The following is a 22,787-nucleotide window of genomic DNA, read 5'->3' as shown; positions in this document are numbered from 1 at the left end:
AACCCAGCACCATGTCAAGCGCAAGCCAGGCCCCTCACGGCCTCCTCGAACATAGTCAACAGAGCGTCAAACAACAGTGGCTGGCGATTCTCTCGGTCGCCGTGGGTGCCTTCGCCCTGGTGACCAGCGAGTTTCTCCCGGTGGGCGTGCTCAACGATGTCGCCAGCGACCTGGGCATCACTGCTGGCCACGCCGGTCTGATGGTTACCCTGCCCGGCATCATGGCCGCCCTCGCCGCCCCCTTGCTGTCTGTGGGCATCGGTGTCCTGGACCGTCGCAATCTGCTTATCGGCCTGACGCTGATCATGATCATCGCCAACTCGGTCGTGGCCTACGCCAGCGACTTCAACCTGCTGCTGTTCGGCCGTGTGCTGCTGGGCATCAGCATCGGCGGTTTCTGGGCTACCGCCATTGCCCTTAGCGGCCGCCTGGCCCCCAAAGGAGTGGGCGTAGCCCAGGCCACCTCGATCATCATGGTCGGTGTGACCCTGGCCACCGTACTGGGCGTGCCCGTAGGCACCTGGCTGAGTGGCCTGATGGGGTGGCGCATGACCTTCCTGGTCACCGCGCTGTTGGGTATACCGGTGCTGCTGGCGCAGGTCTTCCTGCTTCCGCGGCTCACCCCGGACAAGGCCATTCGCATCAGTGACCTGCCGGCCTTGTTCATCAACCCACAAGCTCGGGTCGGACTGATCGCAGTCTTGCTGATCGGCCTGGCGCACTTTGCCGCGTACACCTATGTCGCCCCCTTCTTCAAACAGAGTGCCGGCTTCGATGGGCCGACTATTGGTTCATTTCTGCTGCTGTATGGCGTGGCCGGGGTCGTGGGGAATATTTTCGCTGGTTTCGCCGCCAACCGGAGCGTGCGTCATACCCTGTTGCTGGTCGCACTGATGATCGGCACCAGCACTGCCCTGTTCCCCTACTTCGCCACCGGCATGACTGGCGCTGCGATGTTGATCGCGCTCTGGGGCTTCGCCTTCGGCGCCTTCCCGGCCTGCGCCAGTATCTGGATGTTTGTCGTAGCGCCCAAGGATGTCGAACGCGGCATGCCACTCTTCGTCGCCTTGTTCCAGGTGATTATTGCGTTGGGCTCGTTCTTCGGCGGGAGGATCGTCGACCAGCTGGGCAGCTCGGTGCTGTTGAGCCTGGCCACGGTCCTGGTGGGCTGCGGTTTTGTCACGGTACTTGTGCTGGGACGCAAGGTCAGTAATAGCCTGGCGGCCCAACCCGGCTAACAGGTTGATGTAAATAGCCGGGCCTTGTAGAAGCAATGGCCGCTCAAGCGCCATGGATCAGCTCTCGGAGGACACCACGGACTCCGGACTGGATTCGGCAGCCAGCTTCAATCGGTCGGCCTTGCTGATGTATTTGGGCTTTCGCGGTGCCAGCTTGGCACTGGCCTTTTTCGCGTTAGCCTTTAATAGCTGATTGATTTTCTTGCGACGATTCATGTTTTTTCTGCTCGGCATTGTGAATGCTTGAATGATAGGGGATTCAAAGCGCCCCTTCCTGTACAACCCCTGGACCGCGCTCAGGCCAGCAACTCGCTGATCCACCGAGCCTGCCGGGCGATGTCCTGGACCGTCTCCTCGGGCACGGCCTGCCGGGCACGGGCGAAGTGGGCCAGGGTCTTGTGTTTCAGGCGCAGCATGCGCTGCCACTTGGCCAGGAAGGCCGGGCTGCGGGCCTGCAGTTGCAGCGGGCCGAAGTACAGTTCCTCGGCGGTGTAGCTCACTGGCCCGGCGCGCTCGGCGACGATGATTTCGTAGAAAAAGCGGTTTTCCCGCAGCACTTCCTCGCCGAGGATGCGGTAGCCATGCTCCATCAGCCATTGGCGCAGGGGCTGCTCGCCGCCGTTGGGCTGCAGGACCAGGCGTTCCTGGCCGCTCAGGCGGGCCTTGCCGCTGTCGAGGATGTCGCGGATGGTCTCGCCGCCCATGCCGCAAATGCTGATCGCCGTGATCCCGTCTTCCGGCTCGATCGCCGCCAGGCCGTTGGCCAGGCGCACGCTGATGCCCGAGTCCAGCGCGTTTTCGCGCACGCTGCGTTGGGCCGCGTGGAACGGCGTCAACGCCACCTCGCCAGCCACCGCCGCGGCGATAAGGCCACGGCGCAGCAATGCCACCGGCAGGTAGCCGTGATCCGAGCCGATATCGGCCAGGCGCGCACCCGCTGGCACATGCGCCGCCACGCGCTCCAGGCGCATGGACAATGTCTGTTGGTTCAACTGCCGCCCCTTTTCACCACGAACGTCCGGCGCCTTTGGCCGGATCGGGGCGCGATTTTGTCGGGCAATGGCGTGCATTTCAAATTTATGCGACCGGGGCCAGGGTTCGCGCCGTCCTGCCAGGCACCGCCCGCTAGCCGCCTCAGTCGTCGAAGCCGTAAAGGACCGCCGGGTTATCCGCCAGGATGCGCCGGCGCCAGGCGCCGTCCGTGGCCCAGTGGGACAGCAGGTCGAGCATGGCGCTGTCGCTCGGCCTCGGGTCGCGCCCCGGGTGCGGCCAGTTGCTTGCCCACAGGCAACGTTCCGGGTGGCTATTGATCAGCGTCTGGGCCAGTACGCCGACATCCTCGTACAGCGGCGCGCCGACCCGGGAGGTTTCGTAAGGAGCGGAAAGCTTGACCCAGGTATTGCCGCCGTCCAGCAAGCGCAACAGGGTCTGGAAGGCAGCATGGCCAACGGGGACCGGCTCGAGGAACTTGCCCACATGGTCGATGCTCAGCCTGCTCGGCAACGCCAGCAGACGCTCCTGATAACAAGGCAGGTCGCGGCCGTCGAGTTGCAGATTGATCACCCAGCCGAGTTCGGCAATACGCCAGGAAATCCTTTCCAGCGCGTCCCAGGGCAGCACCCCGCCCGCCCCCGGCACCATCATGAAACGTACGCCGCGCACACCTTGCTGATGCAGGCGGGACAGTTCGCTCCAGCGCGTTTCGGCCTTGATCACGGCGATGCCCCGCGCTGCCTGGCCGGCCTGGACCAGCGCATCCAGCAGGCAGGCATTGTCAAAGCCGTACCCCACTGGCTGGACCAGCACCGCGCGCTGCAGGCCCAGTTGCTGTTGCATCCGCGCGTAGTCGCTCCAGGTCGCGGTCGGGACCGGCGATGGCGCCGCAAAGCGCACGGGGTCGTACACGTGCACGTGGCAGTCGGTGGCGTGGCTGGGCAAGGTCATAGTCGCGGGTACTCCTGGTTAGTGGGATTGCAGCCGGAATACATCCCGGGCGCGGTCCGCGCGCGCCAGGTTCACCGCCCCCTGCGGAACTCGTCCTGCGAGCAAGGCCTGGACCTGGCGCACGGTGTCCATGGCCTGATGCTCGCTGGCTTCGGGGGTCAGCCCACCGATGTGCGGGCTGGCAATGACCTTGGGATGGGCGGCCAGCAGCGGCCCGGGCATCTGGTCTGGCGCGCGGCCGACATCCAGCGCACAGCCACCAATCAGCCCCTGCTCCAGCGCCTCGAGCAGGGCAGCGTCGTCCACCAGTTCCCCGCGCGAGGCGTTGATGAAGAACGCGCCAGGGCGCATCGCGCGAAAGGCCTCGCGCCCGAACAGGTTGTAGGTCCGCTCGACCGCCGGCGCGAGGCAGACCACATAATCGGCGGCGCCGATGGCCTGCTCGAACGACACCTGTTCGATGCCAGGCTCATCGACCCGGGCATTCGGGTCATTGACCCATACGCGCATCTGCAGCAGCCGAGCAATGTCGGCCAGGCGCTTGCCAATGAAGCCGTAACCGATGATCCCCAGCGTCGCCCCGCGCAACTCCCGCCCCATGAGCACCTGCGGCGCCCTGCCCTGCCAGTAATCGGCGGCCGCGCGGCTGATGCCCCGCGCCAGGTCGATCATCACGCCGATCACCCATTCGCTCACCGAGCGGTCGAACCCCGGCGTCGCATGGGTGACCAGCACGCCGTGACGGCTGGCGGCTTCAACATCGATGTTGCGGATGTCCACCGCCACCCGGCAGATCGCCGCAAGCTGTGGCAGGCGTTCGAACAATTCGGCGGGCGCGGCCGCCTCGCGGCTGGCGACAATGATCGAGCAGCCCTGTGCCCGATCGACCAGTTGCTCCAGCGACAGCGGATCGGGCGAGTCGTTGAGCCGGACATTGCCCAGGGCCTGAAGCTGCCTGAGCGGCTGCTCGGCGTAGTAATTGGCGCGCACGCCGGGGGCATGGGTCAGGAAGATCTCAGTCATGGTCACGCTCGCTTGTCGGCGCCGGGCCGGGCCACCGAATGTCGGGAAATCAGCATTGGCTGGAACACCAGATTGACAGCGGGCAGCTGTGGGTCGCGGGAACGCTCGACCGCGCGCTGGACCATGATGTCGGCCATCTCGGTCAGCGGCATGGCCACCGATGTCAGGCTGGGGTTGCTGAACGCGGCAATGGACAGGCCGTCCATGCCGACCACCGAGATGTCCTCGGGCACCCGCAGCCCCGCCTGGATGAGCCCGGACATCAGGCCCATGGCGAGCATATCGTTGACGGTGACGACACCGGTCGGCCTGGGCGTCATTGCCGCCAGATCAGCCGCCATGGCGAATCCCAGGTCGGCAAGCTCCGAATCGCCGAACGTCTCGAGCACCGGCCCTTCGATGACTGTGGCACTGACCTGCGCGCCCTCCTGCGCGGCGCGCTCGCGAAAGCCCTCGATCTTCGCCGTACGGCTGATGGTCTTGCCGCTGGGCACCAGAAACGCCAGGCGCCGATGACCGTGTTCGATCAAGTGCGCGGCGGCGATATAGCCCGCCTGGAAGTTATCCGGCGACACATGGTCCACCCGCGAGTCGCCGTCCTCGGTGGTTTGCCGGTCGTAACTGACGACCGTCAGCCCACGCTGTACCGCGGCCTCCAGGTGACGCTCGTCGTCCTGGGACGAGACCACGATCACCGAACGCACGCCGAACGACAGCAGGTCATCGAACATCCCGGCCTCCTGCTGCTTGTCGCGGTGGGTGTTGCCCAACAGCAGCCGGTAGGAAAACTGCGCCCGGGCGGCGGCCTCGATCTTCAGGGCGATCTGCCCGTACATCGGGTTGGCGGTGGACGGAACCAGCAGGCCGAGCATCGGCGTATGGCCAGTCTTGAGCTGCCGCGCCACCCGGTTGGGCTGGTAGCCGAGCTTGAGAATCGCCGCTTCGACGCGAGCGAAGGTGTCGGCGCTGAGCTTGTCGGTGCGCTGGTTGAGCACATTGGACACAGAGCTGACCGAAACCCCCGCCAGAGCGGCCACATCGTGAATCGTTGTCATGTTTTGCATTAACCCATATTGAAAGTGCGCGGCAGCCACAGGGAAATCGATGGCACAAGGACAATCAAAATCAGCATGGCCGCCAGCAGGCAGAGGTATTTGACCATCCGCCGGGAAACCTCCTCGACCCGCGTGCCGGTCATCGCGCAGGTGGCGAACAGCCCCAGGCCGAACGGCGGCGAGAACAACCCCAGGCCCATGGCGATCACCGCGACGGTGCCGAAGTGAAAAGGACTGACGCCCACCTGCACAGCGATCGGCACCAGCAGCGGGCCGAAGATGATCAGCGCCGGCGCGCCCTCGAGCACCGCGCCGAACACCACCATGATGATCACCGAGGTGATCATAAACGCCACGGGGCCATAGTCATGCGCCAAGGCCAGCATGAAGTCGGAAATGATCGCCGGAATCTGCAGGATCGTCAGGGCGAACGCCAGGCTGGAGGCGGCGGCGATGATGAACAGGATACCCGCGGCCATCGAGGCCGAGCGCACGAACAGCCTGGCGATGCCTTTGAACGTCAGCTCGCGGAAGGTCAGCCCGCCCACCAGTAGCGCGTAGACCACTGCGAACGCCGACACCTCGGTGGAGGTGGCCACGCCGGAGGTCACGCCCTTGCCGATCATCGTCACCATGATCAGCGCCACCAGCGCGCCCCCCAGCAGACGCACGACCGGCCGGCGCGAGGGGAAGGCCAGGTCGGGGTCGACCTTGCGTCCGAAGATCACCGCCAGGGTCGCCAGGCCCAGGGCGAGCATCACCGCCGGCACGATGCCGGCGAGGAACAGGCCGCCGATCGAAATGTTCGCGACAAAGCCCATGATGATCATGTTGATGCACGGCGGGATGGTTTCCGCCATCACCCCGGAGGCCGCCAGGACCGCCGCGGTCTCCGCCGGGTCCTGGCGGGTGCGGCGCACGGCGGGCACGACGATCCCGCCTACCGCGGCGATATCCGCCAGCTTCGAACCCGACACGCCGGAGAAAAATGCCGTGGCCAGGATGGCGATCAGGTTCATCGAGCCTCGTACCCGGCCGAAGAGCCGCACCAGCAGTTCGATCAGGCGCGAGGACATGCCGTTGGCTTCCATCAGCAGCCCCGCCAGCACGAAAAACGGAATCGCCAGCAACACGAAGTGATCCATCCCGGCCATGACCTGTTGCGAGTAGATCACCATCGGCAGCGACGGATCGCCGATGAAGTACAGCAAGGCGCACAGGGCCAGGACGAAGGCAATCGGTACGCCCGCCAGCAGGCCGCCGAAGAAGCCGCCGACCAGCAGTCCCCAGGGTTGCAGGGCGTAAGCCTCGACCTGGGTGTTCCAGGCATACACCGAGCCGCCGACCAGCAGGCAGCCGAGCAACGTCAGCCAGGTGACGGGAGTGGCGCCGTTGACGGCATTGGCAACGCCCACCGCCGTCATCAGCAGCGCGCCGACGAACACCGGCAGCACATTCAGCCACTGCGGCAAGCCCATCGGGGTCACGACGTTGACCGAGTCTTGCAGCAACAGCCAGGACGAGAACGCCAGCCCCGCCGCCGTGCCCGCGACCAACCAGCCCCCGGTCTGCTGCGCGGCCTGCTGCCAGCCGGCGGGCAACAGCGCGCGGAAGAAGTCCACCTGTACATGTTGCTTGCGGGCCAGCACCGTAGCGCCGCCGAGAAACACCAGCATGACCATCAGGCCACGGGCAACTTCCTCGGCCCAGTCCACCGGGTGATGCACGAAGTAGCGCAGGATCACCGAGACGAACACCACCGCCACGTCCAGCGCCAGCACCACCGCGCACAGGCGTTCGACCCACCGACACAGCAGCGCCAGCAAGCCGCCACTGCCCGGCGTTGTGGCAAAGCCCCAGTCGTCGGCCATGGCGGCCGCTGCGTTGGTCTGCCCGGGATGTTCCTCTACCACTTGATCCGCGACAGCGAGAGCGTCGGATGAACTCATGGTGTCTGTCTCCTCTTGTTATGGGGGCTGGCCTGGATCACGCTCTGGCCGCGTCGATAAGTCCCAGCACCGACGCCATGGACGGCGTGGTCCGGGTGAACGGCAGCCAGAGTTTGTCGCGCATGAGGGTACGGATGCTGGCGCGCTCGGCGTCAGCCATGGGGAAGAAGGTCATGCCGCCCTTGCCCAGCGCGGCGATGGCTTCGGCGCCTTTGATCGCGGCCGCCCGGCGCTGGGACACGCTGGCTTCCCGGGCCGCCGCCATGAACACCGGTTGCAGGTCGGCGGGAATCTTCGCCAGCCCGCGCTTGCCGATCACGGCAATGCAAGGGCTGAACAAATGGTCGGTCTGCCAGCTGTGGCTCACCACTTCGTCGAGCTTGTTGGCCAGTACGCTGGCGGCATCGTGTTCGAAGCCTTCCACCACCCCCGTCTGGATGGCGGTGTAGACCTCATTGAAGGCAATGGGGGTCGGGATCGCACCCAGCAGCTTGAAGGTTTCGATGAACGCCTGGGTCGGCAGGACCCGCAGCTTGGTATTCCTGATGCTCTCGAGATCCTTGATCGGCGGCTTGGTATAGACGCTGCGCGCGCTGAAATGCGCGCCCCAGCCCACGACCGAGCAACCGGTGCGCTCGCGCAGCAGCCCGTTGTAGATCTCGCCGACGCCGCCATCCACGGAGCGGGCGACATGCTCGTAGCTGTCGAACAGGAACCCCAGGTCCAGCAGCGCCAGTTCCGGCAGGGCCGTGGCCCAGATCGAACTCCCGGAGACCATCAGGTCGATCGAGCCCAGGCGCACCTGTTGCACCACATCGGCCTCTTTGCCGAGTTGGCCGTTGGGGAAAAAATCGATACGGATACGGTCGCCCACGGACTGTTTCAGGTTCTCGGCCAGGCGTTGGTAGAACAGGTAGTGCGCCGAGTTCTCGTCCGCCGTCATGGTCGAGGACAAGCGCAATACCGAAGGGGCGGCACGGGCAATGGAAGGCAGGGCCAGCGCGCAGGCACTGAGGGCGGCACACTGCACGAAACGACGTCGGGTCAGAGGCATGAGGCTGTTCTCTTTTGTTGTTGTTTTGCGACATTTGCATGAGTTAGTAAAACGTTTTACTAAATCGTTTACAAACTACCTCCAATAACCCGGATCTGGCAATGGAAATTTGCCCACGAAGCAGACATTGCCTTCGAACAAAGCGTCCGACGGGGCCACGGCGCGGTCGAAAACCGTCGCCGGTCCGGACACACGAACGGCTTCGTACCCTGCCACGGCTATCCGCGGGGACTCGCGGGCTACGTCGTGTATCCCACTGTATCTACCGCCCTCCCCGGTACACGCGCTTGCATCCGCCCCGGGATTCGGACACAGGCCAGATACGTCGCGGCCGTCAAATGCAACCCAGGTTGAAGGGGATCAGCCAGGTCCCCCGCCCCACGGCTTGCAATCCAATGGAGAGATCAGCATGAAGATGACACTGCGCAACCACACCATCGGCGCGTCGGTCCTGGCCCTCACCCTGTTCGGCATTCTCGGCACGGCCCAGGCGCAGACGCCCGCAGCGGCGCAAACCGACGCGAGCAGCACCGGCACCACTTATGCCGCCCCTTCGCCGTTCGGCCCGCTGAAGCATGTCAACGCCGGGCTGCTGGATGTGGCATACGCCGAAACCGGCCCGGCCGATGGCCCGGTGGTGATTCTGCTGCACGGCTGGCCGTACGACATTCACAGCTTTGATGAGGTTGGGCCCTTGCTGGCGGCCAAGGGTTATCGGGTGCTGATGCCCTATGCCCGCGGCTACGGCGATACCCGTTTCCTGTCGGCGAAAACCCTGCGCAATGGCCAACCGGCCGCGCTGGCCAGTGACGTCATCGACTTCATGGATGCGCTGAAGATCAAGCAAGCAGTGCTCGGCGGCTATGACTGGGGTGCGCGTTCGGCGGACATCGTCTCGGCGCTGTGGCCGGAGCGGGTCAAGGCGCTGGTGTCGGTCAGCGGCTACCTGATCGGCAACCAGGCGGCCGGCCAGAATCCGCTGCCGCCCAAGGCGGAATTGCAGTGGTGGTACCAGTTCTATTTCGCCACCGATCGCGGTCGCGCCGGCTATGAGAAAAACACCCACGACTTCGCCAAGCTGATCTGGCAACTGGCCTCGCCGCAATGGACGTTCGACGACGCCACCTTCGAGCGCAGCGCCAAGGCCCTGGACAACCCCGACCATGTCGATATCACGGTGTTCAACTACCGCTGGCGCCTGGGGCTGGTTCAAGGCGAAAGCCGCTACGCCGCACTGGAACAGAAACTGGCCACGGCCCCAACCATCAGCGTGCCGACCATCACCCTCGAAGGCGATGCCAACGGCGCGCCGCACCCGAACCCCGCGGACTACGCCAAGCGTTTCACCGGCAAATACCAGTTCCGCCTGATCAGCGGCGGCATCGGCCACAACCTGCCGCAGGAAGACCCGCGGGCGTTCGCCCAGGCAGTGATCGATGCGGATCAGCTGTGAGGTCGGCCTGACTGTCCTGGGCAAAACATGGCGTGGGGAATGACTAGCGTTGAGTGAACCGCGCCTCACCGATCAGCGGCCGTCTCACAGCAACGGCGAAAAGCTCGCCGGCAGGTAGATCGTCGAATGCATGTCGCGCAGTTGCGGACCTGAGTTTTCCGGCGGCCAGACGCCATCCTGTACGGCACGGGTGCGCACGTCCAGGCGCTGTTCGAGCGAGTAGTACGGCCAGATGTGCAAGTACCGAGGCAACTGACCGTCGGTGGCATAGAAGGCGGCATATACCGGCGAATATTGCTCGGCGGTTCTGGGGCCCAGCGCTTTTTTCCAGCCCCTCAGCGTGGGTGCCAGACCGGATGGCAGCAGATCGTAGATACGAAACTCGTAGAACGGCCCGTGCCGCCCGGCAGGCAGCGGCTGGAGAAAGGGAAACAACGAATAGTTTTCCACGCGCATCTCCATCAGATACGCCTCAATGCCAAACGCGTCGGCAGCCGCCAGATAACGCTCGCGCTCGACCTGGCGAGACGCCTCGTCGGCAAAGCCGCGCAACATCGCGATCTGATTCAGCGGGCCGACCTCCGATGCCCAGCACCCCATCAACTTCACGCCGGCGCCTTGCGCCAGCAGGCGCTGTTCCAGACACACCATGGCGATGGCGACAGTGCGCACGCGCACGGTGAACGTGATCAACTCGTACAGCTTCATGAATACCTCGGCTCAGGACCAGAGATGCGTGGATGATCCGCACCCACAACGAAAAATACATTGCGTCGCTGATAACCGGCGACAGCTCCCTCGACTCGAGCGCGCGGTCAAATATCCGGGCGGTTCTGCAACGCAGTTAGCTGTTCCAGCTTGCAACGCAGTTTGATGCTCAAGCGCGTCGACGCTGGAACACGCTGTCACCGTCAAGGTGATTGAGGTGGGTACAGCCCATCAGGTTCATGGTCAGTGCGAGTTCAGCCGTCAGCAGGTCCAATGCCCGTCCTGCTCCGGCTTCACCGGCCGCCGCCACCCCGTAAAGGGTGGATCGGCCCAGCAGCACGGCATCCGCACCCAAGGCGAGCGCTTTGACGATGTCGCTGCCACGGCGAATGCCGCCGTCGAGCAGCAGGCTGAGTTTGCCCCGTGCCTGCGGGGCGATGGCCGCCAGCGCGTCGAGACTGCTCAGTGCACCGTCCAGCTGGCGACCACCGTGGTTGGACACCACCACGCCGTCGAGCCCAAGGGTGATGGCGCGCTCCACATCTGCCGGATGCAATACGCCCTTGAGCAACAGTCGCTCTCCCCACTGCTCACGCAAACGCGCCAACATGTCCCAGTCGAGCAAGGTATCCATCTGCTGGCCGATAAACGCCATCGATCCCAGGGGGTTACGCTCGCGCGGTGGCAAGTAGGGTTCGAGGTTGCCCATGCCGGGCAGCCCCGATGGCCACATCACCTGCTTGAGCCAGCGCGGGTGGCGGACCACATCCAGCTTGTTGCGCCATGTCAGCTGGCGCGACCTGGCAAAATTGCGCCGGTCCCATTGGCGATTACCCAGCACCATCGCATCACAGGTCAACACCAGGGTCCGGCAGCCTGCGTCGGCGGCCCGCTGCAGCAAATCGTTTTGCACCCGCGGATCGCGCATGGCGTACATCTGGAACCACAGGTCGACACCAGGCACCGCCGCGACAAGCTCTTCAAGCGAGGTATTGGACGCGGTACTCAGGCTGAAGGGCAGCCCCCGTGCCGTTGCCGCCCTGGCCAAGTGAATGTCGGCATCGCGGTGCAGCAGGCCGTTATAGCCCGTCGGCCCAATCAGCATCGGCATGGGCAACACCCGGCCGAGCACGGCGCGACAAGTGTCGGGCGCATGGCAGGGCACCATGGCCCTGGAATGCAGGCCAAAGGCGCTGAACGCCGCGAGATTATCCTTGAGCGTCAATTCGGCCTCCGCACCGCCGCTGAGGTACTCCCACACGAAGTAAGGCAAGCGCCGCCGGGCTATCTCGGCCAATTCGGCGATACTGTGAACGCGATCCAAGTCGCAGCCGGTATAAAAACGACGCATAGGCAATCCTTAAAGCGCGGCATAAAAACCGCGGTAAAAAAGTCCGGAAGGAGCGCTCCGGACGAAGGAAAAACAATGTTGAAGTTCAACCGTGCCGGATGCGCAGGCCGGCCTGGAAGCCGCGAACGACTTCCAGGGATTTCAGAACTTCCAGGTGTAGGTCGTGATCAGGCGATTTTCCTGATAGTCCACCCCCGACGCCCTGCCATTGCCATAGCGCGTCTTTACGTCAATCCGGCGCCACTCGAAACCTAAGTCCTTCAGGGGACCGCTTTGCACCACATAGCCGAGCACGATGTTGCGTTCACTTTCGACGTTCTGTTCGAGGCTATTGCTGCCTCGGTCGATACCGGTGCCGCGTATGTAACGCGTCATCAATTTCAACCCCGGCAACCCGACGCCCGCGAAGTTGTAGTCATAACGCAATTGCCAGGAGCTTTCGTTCGGCTTGACGAACGCCACTGTCGACCAGTTCACCAGGTAAGGCTGCGGCGCATAGCCATTGAGCGTCGGGAATGTCGACTCGCCGAGCATGCGCTGGTAGCCGACACCGAAGGCGTGGGCGCCTTTTTTCAGGGTGGTCATGACGCCATAGGAGCGGTTGTCGATATCGCCGTACAGCGCTTTGCCGTCTTCACTGTGATTGAAGTAACGAAGGTCTGTCTTCAAGCCGTAACCGGCACCCAGATCATGGTTATAGGTCAGCCCCAGGTAGTGTTGTTTATAGATATCCTCCAGTTGCCCGAAGAAATAAGTACCGGACAAGTTTGGGGTAAATACATAGGTGGCACCCGCAAAGTTCAACCCATCACTGCGGCGTTTGATGTTGGGACCATTGAACAAGTACATCTTCTCGGTATTGGAAGACTCCCGGGAGCTGATTTCGGTAAAGCGACCGCCCGTCAGTGTCAGCTTTTCCACTTCCCTGGACTCGATCTGTACACCGTGATACGTGGTGATCAATTGCCGCGAATCGTCGATGTAGGCCACCGGCAACGTCGGACGAAGTTCACCTATCTTGAGTTCGGTTTTGTTGTAACGCACCTTGCCGGTCAGCGCCGCACGGCCATAGTCACGGACTTGTTCGCCCTTGCTGGCATCGTACGGAATGATGCTGTCCGGGCCCCGTCCACCGCCGCCGTCCAAGCGATAGGCGTACTGCGCCGAAAGGTCCAGGCCAAACTGCAGCGTGCCTTCGGTGTAACCCGAGATCGCGCGAAAATCGAAACCTTGGGTCCAACTGCCCACCCGGGATTGCGGCGCGTCATGCTGTTTGAAATCACGGTCAATGTAGAAGTTGCGCATCCCCAGACTGACTTGTCTGTCATCTACGAAGTCGGCATATACAACGACCGGCATGAAGATTCCCATCACGGTCACAGGAGTGACGCCACGGCTTACCCAGCGATTCTGAGACATCAAGCGTTCCTTCTTTTTTACATGCACAAAGGCACGGCTAGTGGAAGCAGATTAGTTCAGCAAAAGTTAAACTTAGGCAGTCAATCCGCAGTATTGTTTTTATAACCACTCACTGCAAAAAAAGGCGTAACACAGTCATTCGCCAGAACAGCGACAACTGCTTTCTTGTTATTCAATAAACTTAATGATCATGGAAGTCCTTATCGAAACTTCCGGGTTCCAGCCCTGTCAGGGAGTTGCTTTGGATGCATCTCCCAAGCGGTGGTAGGCGCGATTGAAATACACCAGGCCTTCCTGGCTTTCGCCATTACGGATACCCAGGACTTCGCAATAGAAAATTGTGTGCGATCCGACTTCATGAGCCTGGGCGATGCGGCAGTCAAAACTCACCAGTGCCTCATCGAGCAGTGGCGCCCCACTTTCCAGGGTGGTCCAGGATGCGCAGGAAAAGCGCTGCTCGGCATCGAGGTTGCGGTTGGAAAACGCCCCCGATACCTCCTGGTGCCCCGGCGTCAGGACGTTAACGCTCAGCACCCCATTACTCTTGAAATGCACATTGGAAAACGACGAGCGATTCATGCACACCAACAGTGTCGGCGGCTGGTCGGTCACGCTGCACACCGCCGAAGCGGTGAAGCCGAAACGACCCGCAGGGCCATCGGTGGTGATGATCGAAACCGCACCACCGAGCATTGCCATTGAGTTACGAAATCCCGTTGTATCGACCATGGTCTTACCCTCCGGTCTATCAGATATCCAGCACCAGCTTCTTGGATTTGGCTCGGGAACAGCACACCAGAATCTGGTCATTGGCGGATTTTTCGTCATCCGTGAGATACACGTCGCGGTGATCCGGTTCGCCTTCGATAACGTCGCACAAGCAGGTGCCGCAAACGCCCTGCTCACAGGACACGTCAATCCTGATGCCCACGGCAGCCAGTGCCTCGACAATGCTCTGGCCCTCGACCACCTGGACGGTCTTGCCACTACGCTGGGCAACCACTTCGAAGCCCGCGCCCGAGGTGTCGACTTCGACCTGGAAGTATTCGCGGTGCACATGATCGTCGGCGTAACCTGCTTCCAGGGCCTGGGCAATGATCCAGTCCATGAAGCCGGACGGTCCGCAGACATACAGGTGTACACCGGCCTGGGGGGTGCCCAGCACCCTGGACAGGTCGAGTTTCTGTTCGACGGCTTCGTCGTCGAAATGCGTGTGCAACCGGGAAGCAAACGCAGCGCTGCCCAACTCGTCGAGAAAGGCGCTGCGACTGCGCGAGCGGCCGCAATAGTGCAGTTCGAAATCGCTGCCGCGGGCATTCAATGCGTAGGCCATGGCGACCATCGGGGTAATGCCGATACCGCCACCGATCAGGATCGAGCGCCTGGCATCGCTGGCCAGCGGAAAGTGATTGCGCGGCAGGCTGATCTCGATCTCGCGCCCTTCTTGCAACCACTCATGCACCGCCACCGAACCGCCCCGCGAGGCGGGATCCTTGAGTACCCCCAAGCGATAGGCGCTGGCGTTGGCCGGATCGCCACACAGCGAATACTGACGAACCAGCCCAGCCTTGAGATGGATATCGACATGCGCGCCCGCCTCGAACGCGGGCAAGGGCTGTCCCGACGCATCGCTCAGATCCAGCACGACGACACCTTCGCCCTGCTCTTCGCGCTTGCGCACGACAACTTTCAATAATTGATCGCTCATACCGGACTGTCCCGAATTGGTTGTACGGGCGCGCACCTGGGCACGCCCTGCTGCTGTTGCAAAACGTGGCGCCAATGACCTCAGCGCATGAAGAGCCCGCCGTTCACGTCCCAGGTCGCCCCGGTGGTGAAGTAGGCGTCTTCGCTGGCCAGTTGCACGATCAGCCTGCCGATGAATGCGGCGTTGCCCAATTGCTTGACCGGAATCGCCTCTATCAGTTTTTCCAGGCGCTCGGGCGGCACGGCGGCACGTACCGCCGGCGACTCGACAGGGCCCGGGGCGATGGCGTTGACCGTGACACCGGAGGCCGCCAGCTCTTTGGCAAAGACCTTGGTCAAGGTGATGATTGCGCCCTTGGAGGCGGCGTAATGCGCGCCGGTCGCGGTGCCGCCGTTCTGCCCGGCCAGGGAGGCCATATTGATGATCCTCCCGTACCCCCGGGTCGCCAGATAGCTGCCGAACACTTGGCAGCCGACAAACGTGCCGCGCTGGTTAACGCTCACCACCCGGTCGAACTCTTCCGGGCTGATCTGCATCACGGGCGTGGTCATGGTCATCGCGGCGTTGTTCACCACCACCTGCAACGCCCCCCAATGCGCGACGACAGCCGCCAGAGCGTCCTCGAAATCGACCTTGCTCGACACGTCGAGCTTGAGCGCCAGCACCCGTTCGCCAGTAGCGTCCAGCTCAGCGGCGGTGGCTTGCGCCGACTCCAGCGAGCGGTCGCTGATCACGACCCGGTAGCCGCTGTTCAGCAGTTGCTCGGCAATGCTCCTGCCCAGCCCCTGGGCCGCTCCGGTGACCAATGCAACCTGTGTCATGGCAGCGTCCTCAGAGGATGTAACCGATACCCGCGAGGGTATCGGTGGAGTTGATCAGTTGAATCAGCTTGCGCTGGATCTTGAAACTGTCACCGCTGAGCACCAGCTCGAATGTGACATCGGCGGTGTACTGCTTGAGCACATCCTTGCGGAACTCGCGCAGGTTCTGTGCGCAACGCACGGTGACCACCCCGTCTCGATCCGACAACAGGCGAAAGCGCGACTGACTGCGCACGGTGCGCGCCCGCGGGGTGGTCGAAATCGATTCGCCGCTGGTCAATCGGGCCACGCGCAACTGACGCATGTGGTGATCGTCGTAGGCGTAGTTCAGGGTGTTCTCGAAATCGGTTTCCAGCGGATCGATCGGGATGATGTAAGTCGCGTTCTCGGTCCACAGATCGAGCCATTCGACAAAATCGCCGTGATCGAGCATGTCCGCTTCCTGCCAAATGAAAGCGCTGACCTGGTTGAGCAATTGCAGATTGATCATGGTGTTCTCCATCGACTCAGGCCGACATCATTTTTTTCCACTGCTGGTAGCCAGCGCGCATGCCGGTCTCGGCACTCACATCGCTCACCCGCCCGTCTTCCGACTCCTTTTCGCCCGGCAGGCCGCGATTGAGCATGATCCACAGATCGGTGCCGGCACTGGCGCCGCGCTGTACGCGCTCCCATGCCTCGGAATCGTCCGGCGTGCCAAACCCCATCGGGCCCTGGAAGTGCTCATGCAGGCGCAGGCGATAACGGTTGGCCACGGCCGGGCCACCGTCCATGGTGATCACCGCGTGATGGATTTCGGTTTCGTCCACTGCGATGGGTTGCAGCACCCGGAAGAACGCCATGGAACAAGCGACGTTCGGGAACAGGTTGAGGTTGAAGCCCGAACCGCCTACCGCGCGTACGATACGGCGGACCGATTCCTCGTCCTGGCCTTCGGCGCGCAGTTGCGCGGCCAGATCCTCAAAGCGCGCCGGGATCGGCAAATCGAGATTGGCCTCCAGATCGACCAGGTCGGGGATCATCACCATCACGCTGTGGCCGTTGCCGAGGTCTTCGACGTAGCCCGGCCCTTTGACGAAATCGAACAGCTCCAGCGTCTGTTCATCCACGGACGACAGGAACGACTTGTGCACCAGCGGGAAGTGATAGGCATCGGTGGTGTTTTCCAGCTGGATTTTCCAGTTGCCGGGGAAGCGGAAGCGATGCTCGCCTCCCACCTTGACCGGGTAACCGGCGCCCTGCTTCATGAACAGGTCAATCCACTTCTTCGCCGGGCCGAGGAAGTCGACGAGGGGCTCGATATCATCCTTGAAGGTGGCGAAGATCATGCCGTTGTATTGCTCGACACGCAGGCCGACCAAAGGCAAGTCGGCCTTTTCCAGGCAATCGCCGTAACTTTCCGGGTGCGGCACACCACGCAGGCTGCCATCCAGGGCGTAGCTCCAGCCGTGATAAGGGCAGACGAAACTGTTGGTCTTGCCCTTCTTGTGTTCGCACACCGTTGCGCCACGATGGCGGCATCGATTGAGCAACACATGCACGTCTTTCTTGCGGTCGCGTACGACGATTACCGGCTGCTTGCCGACGTAAGTGCTCTTGTAGCTGCCGGAATCGGGAATCTCGCTGGCATGCGCGACCCAGATCCAGGTGCTGTAGAAAATCTTGTCCAGCTCCTGCTCGAAGAGCTTGCCATCGGTGTACATCGACGTGTGAACACGGTCATGCAGAACCAGGTCGGAGGGGCTGGCGTCCAGCGTTACGGTGTTTATCAGGTTATTCACGATCACTCCTCGTCGGCAGGCGTCGCCGACTTCAAGAATTCCGGGTGTCACTCCCCGGATTGGCCAGGTACGGGCAGGTGGGCGGCGCTATTCCAGGTATCGACCGGGCGACTGAACAGGTTCTCGGTCTGAAAGTGCGCCATGCGCCACTGCCCCTGTTCCTGGGCGAACCGCACGCTGAGGCGAGCGCTGTTGAGGTGCGAGGCACCCGAGGCAAAGGTCGAGGCCTGCAACATCACCCAACTGGCATCCGCGGTCTCGCCGCTGACCCGGATCAGCTCCGAGGTCAGGAAATGCACGTTCAGCGAAAAGTGCGCAGGTTCGACCATGTAGGTCGCAAACATCGCTTTGATCGCCTCACGCCCGCGGTAACCGCCGAAGCTGTTCTGGTACCTGGCTCCCTTGCCTTCCCAGATCGCCTGCGCCGTGAACAGAGCGGCCAGCTCCTCGAGGGGGGAGCCCACGCCCAGTTCATCGCACAGGAACATGTAGCGGTTCATGCAGGCGCGAATGGCGTTCTCGCTTTCCAGCTGTTGGAGCCGCTGCTCCAGTGCGCGCAAATGCTCTTGTGATGACATGGCGACTGCTCTCGATTCAGCGCTGGATGATCAGTTCGCGACCGGTACGGGCCTCGACCTTGCAGTACTTCCAAAGTTTGTAGGGGCCATCGCCGACCTCCGTGGTGCGAAACAGATTGCAGGCGGCGTGGACGGTTTCGATGTCCGGCACATCGGCCAGCAGATACGTGGTCCAGGGCCAACCGGCGGAGGGGCCGACCATGCTCTGGTCATCGTCCATGTTGCCCAGCACGGTCACGCCAGGCAGATCGGCGATGCCGTTCCACATGACGCCGAACGCGGCCCATACCTCCAGCGCCTCGGGACGCGGAGCATCGAAGAAGTTCTGGTTGATGCCGATGCAGAACAGGACTCGCAGGGATTTTTTATCGGTCATGGGGTTCACCAATCAGTAGGGAAAATTACAGGTAGCCCGGCAGCGGCTTATTGCCGAAGAAAATCGCGCCGGCGTTCTGGTAAGTCATGTCGCCCATGAAGGCGTGCTGGGTAATGACCTGGGTGTCGTTGACGAAGCGCGACAGGGGGCTGGTACGGTACACCCCGCTCATACCCGAAAGCATTTGCGCGGTGCGCGCTACATCGGCCGAGACACGAGTGGCATGGGTCGAGGACAAGCGCAGCATATTGGTCTGCTCGACACTCACCGGATCGCCGGCCAGGACGCTGGCCCAGGCATCGTCGATCGCCTGGTAGAACCACGACCGCGCAGCGCGCAGCGCCGCTTCGGCCTTGGCCATTTCGACCTGAGCCAGCGGCCGGTCGGACAATGACGGCGCACCGGTCACGGAGATTCGGCCACTGGCCATGCCACTCAACTCGTCGAGGGCAGCGCGCGCAACGCCCAGGCCGACCACCGACAAGACCTGAGTGGCGAACGACAGGGACGGATAGCGGAAAAACGGCTCGTCAAGACTCGAAGGACCGCCGCGAACGAACGTCCACTCCTCAGGCACCACGACGCCTTCGACGACGACGTCATGGCTGCCGGTGCCGACCAGGCCGACGACGTTCCAGGTTTGCTCGATCCGCACCTTTTCCCGAGGCATCACCGCCAGCCGTGGAAGGCCGAGCATCTCGCCGTTCTTCGGGCTGATGCCCACCCCGATCAGCGACGCCCCCATGCAGCCGCTGGAAAATTTCCAGCGCCCGTTCACCTCCAGACCACCTTCGACAAATGGCGCGGGCTGCGGTGGGAAGATCCCGCCGGCGAATACCACGTCAGGCGAGTCGGCGTAGATTTTCTGCAGGGTTTCCAGCGGTAGCGCCGCCAGATAAACCGGGCTCATGCCGAAGCTGGCGACCCAGCCGGCGGACCCATCGGCGATGGAGATGTCCTCGACCATCTGGCAAAACTCGGCCGGTGAGCGCTCGTCACCGCCGAAGCGCTTGGGCACCAGGGCACGATAGACGCCGAGCGTGCGGAACTGTTCGATGACATCCTGCGAGATGCATTTTTGCTGGTCGAATTCTTCATTCCGGGCACGCGTGCGAATCTCGACCAACAGATTCTGAAAGGCTTCATTCGCCGTGATCGGCACACGGCGCTGGTGATTCAGCTCGCTTGGCGCAGTCATGGGTTTCTCCATAGTAAGCATGACGATTTACTCTTCCAGGCGCCGGACCAGCTCGCGGGCGACTGCACACAGCAGTTCGTCCGCGCCATGGGCGGCAATGAGTTGCAGGCCTATCGGGAGCCCCGAAGCGCTTTCCAGAGGAATGCTCAGAGCCGGATGACCGGAAAGATTGAAAGCGCGCACCAGTGAGGTCATGCCCAGGGCGGCGCGAGTGTCGGCCGCATCGACGACCCGCAATGGGAAGTCGGGCATGGTCGGCATGGCCAGGATTGGGGTGATCGCCAGGGCTGCGTCCACTTCTGCGGTAAACGCGCGACGGGTGATTTCGGCTTCTTCAACGAACTTGGCCGTGGTCAGGCTGGCTGCGCGCAAACGGTCGGCGACATCGCTGCCGACCCGGCCGGTTTGCAGCAGATGACCGCACGCGGCCCAGGTTTCGGCGTTGATGATCGCCATCCCGGCGCCATACGCTGCGGACATACCAGGCAGCGTCTGCTCAAGCAGCTTGAAGTGCGAACGCCCCAGCGCCTGGTTAACCACCGCCTGGATCTGTTCGTGGACCTCCACCGCGACTACGCCGATAGCAAGATGCTCGGGCAGCGGGACGGGGGCGAACGTGGGATCGATGATGCCCATCGCTTCGATCAAGCGATCCATATCCCGCGCCAGGGGGCCTACGCAATCGAGGGTGCTGTGCGTCGGCATGACACCCTGGCGACTGATCCGGCCAAAGGTAGGCTTGAGGCCGAAAACCCCGCAGCACGCCGCGGGAATCCGTACCGAGCCCCCGGTATCGGTGCCCAGCGCGAAGTCGCAAAGCCCGCCCGCCACCGCCGCCGCCGAACCGCTGGAGGAGCCACCCGGTATATAGCCCGGGTAGCGCGGATTGGCTGCCGTGCCCGTCCAGGCGTTGAGGCCGGTAGTCCCGAAAGCCAGTTCATGCAGGCTGGTTTTGCCGGTGATCCGGCAGCCCGCACCCAGGAGCGCCCGGACCACTTGGGCATGCTCGCCGGCCGCCGGAGCATCGACCAGTGCGTTGCTTGAAGCACGGGTCGGATAGCCCGCGATATCGATGGTGTCCTTCACCATGACCGAAAGGCCATCTCCCCCTAAAGCTAAATCCTGGACAACGATCGACATGCTCTTTACCTGCTCTTTGTGTATCGCCAGAACGGATGCCCTCGGCATGAAAGCCTGGGTGAACGCTTAAATCTAAAATCATAATAATTACGTGAAATGTCAATTGAATTTTACCAAATAAAAAGATGTGTATTTTCGGTGCAGATTTTCACTTTTCGCACCAGTGACGTGCAGTTTGGTAACACCGGCACAGAGATAGGAAAAACCGGAAAACATAATATTTACCCTTATAAATCAATAAGTTAATTAGATATCAATAACGATTAACAACAAAACATTTGAAAAATATCGAGTTGACTCTTCCGTCAGAAAACCCAAAAACAAAAAAATAAAACCGTGAAAAAAACCACTTAAAAAACATAAAAAAACACTGATTTTTCAGTGTTCAAATTCTTGGTTTTCGGGGTCGATCAAGGCCTTTATTGATCCAGATCAAAGCCTTGCCCAGCATGGTGTGGTGCCGGTTTTATCCGCCTTCCAGATGCCCCTGTGACAGACCGCCGGAAGGCCTTGGCAGGATCGCCTCGACACTGCCCGCTCCGGGTATCGCCATGACGGGTTTGCGCCCTGCACCAAAAAATTTCTGGCATGCAACCTGCTTTTGCCCTCATCGCCTTCGATCGATAGCTCATGGTCGAGCGCCATCTCAATGGCTCGGTAACGCCCCAGGGGTGTCGCAGCAGTTCGCCCAAAAAAACAGGGCCGTACCTTGGGCCGTACTCGCACCACGTCGTGGTCGGGGCGGCTGACCATTAGCCTTTTGCCGCGTTGAAACTCTTCGGAGAAAGTCATGCTTTTCAGAAAAGCCGTGTCCACGTTGTTGTTGAGTGCCGTCTGCGCTGCCGCCCAGGCAGATGTGAAAGTCGGGGTCATTACCTCCTCCACCGGGCCGATCGCACTGGTCGGGCTACCCCAGAAAAACACTATCCCCCTGCTGCCGGCCCAGGCTGGCGATCAGGCGGTGAAGTACATTTCTCTGGATGATGCGAGCGACCCGAGCGCTACGGTGAAGGCGCTGAAGAAGTTGATCGACGAAGAAAATGTCGACGCCATCATCGGCCCGAGCGGCTCGCCCAATGCCATGGGTGTGATCCAGTTCGTCGCCGAAGCTGGCGTGCCGCTGCTGGCCCCGGTTGGCACCGCCGCGGTGGTGCTGCCGATGACCGAGCAGAAGAAATGGGTATTCAAGACCACGCAGAACGATGACCTGATCGCCAAGGCGCTGTTCGAACACATGGCCAAGAAGGGCGTGAAGACACTCGGCTTCATCGGCACCGGTGACCCTTATGGCGAGAACTGGGCCAAGGTTGTGAGCGGCCTGGCGGCGCAGCACAACATCAAGGTCGTGGCCAACGAGCGCTTCCAGCGCCAGGACACGTCCGTCACCGGGCAGAGCCTGAAAATACTCGCCAGCCGTCCCGACGCGGTACTGGTCGCCGCGCCCGGCAGCTCGGCGGTGATGCCGCAGACCACACTGTTCGATCAGGGCTATCGCGGGCAGATCTACCAGACCCACGGCGCGGCACTGCCGGACTTCCTCAAGCTGGGCGGAAAAAAGGTCGAAGGCACCATTCTGGCTGCCAGCCTGATGCTCGTAATCGATGAAATCCCGGACAGCCACCCCTCGAAGAAAATCGCCAGCGACTACACCACGGCCTACGAAAAGCTCAATGGCAGCAAACCGGCGACCTTCGGCGGGAACACCTTCGACGCCGGCTTGCTGCTACAGCAGGCAATCCCGATTGCAGCCAAGAAAGGCGCACCCGGAACTCCCGAGTTTCGCGCGGCCCTGCGCGATGCACTCGAGCAAAGCCACGAACTGGCCGGCACCCAGGGTGTTTACAACATGACACCGCAAGACCACAGCGGCTTTGACGAACGCGGCCGCGAATTGATCGTGGTCAAGAACGGCACCTGGATGCTGCTGCAAGACCATTGATCGAAGCCTGGTTGCACGGCCCGCCGCACGCCCCGCTCGATTGCCGACGAGG

The 22,787-nt window shown here is 62.2% G+C and carries 22 protein-coding genes; 3 read left to right on the top strand and 19 right to left on the bottom strand.

Translation table 11 applies throughout. The annotated features are described in order from the left end of the window. The first annotated feature begins 11 nt into the window (after positions 1-11). Entirely contained in the window at positions 12-1,238 is a 1,227-nt protein-coding gene (locus tag J4E58_RS19065; RefSeq protein WP_087089273.1) for an MFS transporter, read from the top strand. Positions 1,239-1,295: 57 nt separating this feature from the next. On the opposite strand, the gene J4E58_RS19060 is transcribed toward J4E58_RS19065, so the two are convergent. The 7 genes from J4E58_RS19060 to J4E58_RS19030 all read right to left on the bottom strand — a co-directional run bounded on the left by J4E58_RS19060 (position 1,296) and on the right by J4E58_RS19030 (position 8,263). Next, the gene (locus tag J4E58_RS19060; RefSeq protein ID WP_007931951.1) at positions 1,296-1,454 is read right to left on the bottom strand and encodes a DUF2986 domain-containing protein; all 159 of its coding nucleotides are present in this window, start codon (positions 1,452-1,454) and stop codon (positions 1,296-1,298) included. 80 nt (positions 1,455-1,534) lie between these two features. Beyond that, positions 1,535-2,230 carry a tRNA (adenine(22)-N(1))-methyltransferase TrmK gene (locus tag J4E58_RS19055; RefSeq protein ID WP_087089275.1) on the bottom strand — a complete coding sequence of 232 codons (696 nt, stop codon included), beginning with the start codon at positions 2,228-2,230 and terminating at the stop codon, positions 1,535-1,537. Positions 2,231-2,372: 142 nt separating this feature from the next. Then, complete coding sequence (locus J4E58_RS19050; RefSeq protein ID WP_053260832.1) at positions 2,373-3,182, bottom strand: amidohydrolase family protein; 810 nt, start codon at positions 3,180-3,182, stop codon at positions 2,373-2,375. Between the two features lie 18 nt (positions 3,183-3,200). Then, positions 3,201-4,205: an NAD(P)-dependent oxidoreductase gene (locus tag J4E58_RS19045; protein ID WP_087087736.1), complete on the bottom strand. Its 1,005-nt coding sequence runs from the start codon at positions 4,203-4,205 to the stop codon at positions 3,201-3,203. Positions 4,206-4,207: 2 nt separating this feature from the next. Continuing rightward, on the bottom strand, positions 4,208-5,260 hold the full coding sequence (locus tag J4E58_RS19040) for a LacI family DNA-binding transcriptional regulator (RefSeq protein ID WP_037005878.1): 1,053 nt from the start codon (positions 5,258-5,260) through the stop codon (positions 4,208-4,210). Positions 5,261-5,268: 8 nt separating this feature from the next. Beyond that, entirely contained in the window at positions 5,269-7,209 is a 1,941-nt protein-coding gene (locus tag J4E58_RS19035; protein ID WP_256583211.1) for a TRAP transporter large permease subunit, read from the bottom strand. Positions 7,210-7,246: 37 nt separating this feature from the next. Next, the gene (locus J4E58_RS19030; RefSeq protein WP_087087740.1) at positions 7,247-8,263 is read right to left on the bottom strand and encodes a TRAP transporter substrate-binding protein; all 1,017 of its coding nucleotides are present in this window, start codon (positions 8,261-8,263) and stop codon (positions 7,247-7,249) included. 409 nt (positions 8,264-8,672) lie between these two features. On the opposite strand from J4E58_RS19030, the gene J4E58_RS19025 reads away from it, so the two are divergent. Continuing rightward, positions 8,673-9,716: an alpha/beta fold hydrolase gene (locus J4E58_RS19025; RefSeq protein ID WP_087087742.1), complete on the top strand. Its 1,044-nt coding sequence runs from the start codon at positions 8,673-8,675 to the stop codon at positions 9,714-9,716. An 84-nt stretch (positions 9,717-9,800) separates the two neighbouring features. Here J4E58_RS19025 and J4E58_RS19020 read toward each other — a convergent pair whose 3' ends face one another. The 12 genes from J4E58_RS19020 to J4E58_RS18965 form a co-directional block, all read right to left on the bottom strand. After that, positions 9,801-10,424, bottom strand: coding sequence for an NIPSNAP family protein (locus tag J4E58_RS19020; RefSeq protein ID WP_007931954.1), 624 nt, complete (start codon positions 10,422-10,424; stop codon positions 9,801-9,803). Positions 10,425-10,593: 169 nt separating this feature from the next. Further along, entirely contained in the window at positions 10,594-11,775 is a 1,182-nt protein-coding gene (locus J4E58_RS19015) for an alpha-hydroxy acid oxidase (protein WP_007931959.1), read from the bottom strand. Positions 11,776-11,916: 141 nt separating this feature from the next. Continuing rightward, the gene (locus J4E58_RS19010) at positions 11,917-13,194 is read right to left on the bottom strand and encodes an OprD family porin (RefSeq protein WP_102673045.1); all 1,278 of its coding nucleotides are present in this window, start codon (positions 13,192-13,194) and stop codon (positions 11,917-11,919) included. Positions 13,195-13,422: 228 nt separating this feature from the next. Then, positions 13,423-13,923: a flavin reductase gene (locus tag J4E58_RS19005; protein ID WP_007931961.1), complete on the bottom strand. Its 501-nt coding sequence runs from the start codon at positions 13,921-13,923 to the stop codon at positions 13,423-13,425. A gap of 19 nt (positions 13,924-13,942) precedes the next feature. Next, entirely contained in the window at positions 13,943-14,902 is a 960-nt protein-coding gene (locus tag J4E58_RS19000) for a PDR/VanB family oxidoreductase (protein ID WP_087087744.1), read from the bottom strand. An 80-nt stretch (positions 14,903-14,982) separates the two neighbouring features. After that, complete coding sequence (locus J4E58_RS18995) at positions 14,983-15,723, bottom strand: SDR family NAD(P)-dependent oxidoreductase (protein WP_053260825.1); 741 nt, start codon at positions 15,721-15,723, stop codon at positions 14,983-14,985. Positions 15,724-15,733: 10 nt separating this feature from the next. Beyond that, positions 15,734-16,210, bottom strand: a complete 477-nt coding sequence (locus J4E58_RS18990) for an aromatic-ring-hydroxylating dioxygenase subunit beta (protein ID WP_037036083.1) — start codon at positions 16,208-16,210, stop codon at positions 15,734-15,736. Between the two features lie 19 nt (positions 16,211-16,229). Next, the gene (locus tag J4E58_RS18985; protein ID WP_007931970.1) at positions 16,230-17,504 is read right to left on the bottom strand and encodes a Rieske 2Fe-2S domain-containing protein; all 1,275 of its coding nucleotides are present in this window, start codon (positions 17,502-17,504) and stop codon (positions 16,230-16,232) included. A 47-nt stretch (positions 17,505-17,551) separates the two neighbouring features. Further along, positions 17,552-18,082 carry a nuclear transport factor 2 family protein gene (locus J4E58_RS18980; protein ID WP_007931973.1) on the bottom strand — a complete coding sequence of 177 codons (531 nt, stop codon included), beginning with the start codon at positions 18,080-18,082 and terminating at the stop codon, positions 17,552-17,554. A 16-nt stretch (positions 18,083-18,098) separates the two neighbouring features. After that, positions 18,099-18,458, bottom strand: a complete 360-nt coding sequence (locus tag J4E58_RS18975; protein WP_007931975.1) for a hypothetical protein — start codon at positions 18,456-18,458, stop codon at positions 18,099-18,101. 25 nt (positions 18,459-18,483) lie between these two features. Next, positions 18,484-19,656, bottom strand: a complete 1,173-nt coding sequence (locus J4E58_RS18970; protein WP_007931976.1) for an acyl-CoA dehydrogenase family protein — start codon at positions 19,654-19,656, stop codon at positions 18,484-18,486. Between the two features lie 27 nt (positions 19,657-19,683). Continuing rightward, a complete protein-coding gene (locus tag J4E58_RS18965) occupies positions 19,684-20,796 on the bottom strand; it encodes an amidase (protein WP_037036061.1) in 1,113 nt (370 codons plus the stop codon). Between the two features lie 790 nt (positions 20,797-21,586). Here J4E58_RS18965 and J4E58_RS18960 point away from each other — a divergent pair. Beyond that, positions 21,587-22,735 (top strand): ABC transporter substrate-binding protein, encoded by a 1,149-nt coding sequence (locus J4E58_RS18960; RefSeq protein ID WP_007931979.1) that lies wholly within the window; start codon positions 21,587-21,589, stop codon positions 22,733-22,735. The last annotated feature ends 52 nt before the right edge of the window (positions 22,736-22,787 follow it).

This window comes from Pseudomonas sp. FW305-25, assembly GCF_017351415.1.
GTDB lineage: Bacteria > Pseudomonadota > Gammaproteobacteria > Pseudomonadales > Pseudomonadaceae > Aquipseudomonas > Aquipseudomonas chlororaphis.
Note: the sequence above shows the minus strand (reverse complement) of the source record. Positions and strands in the feature narration are given on the sequence as shown.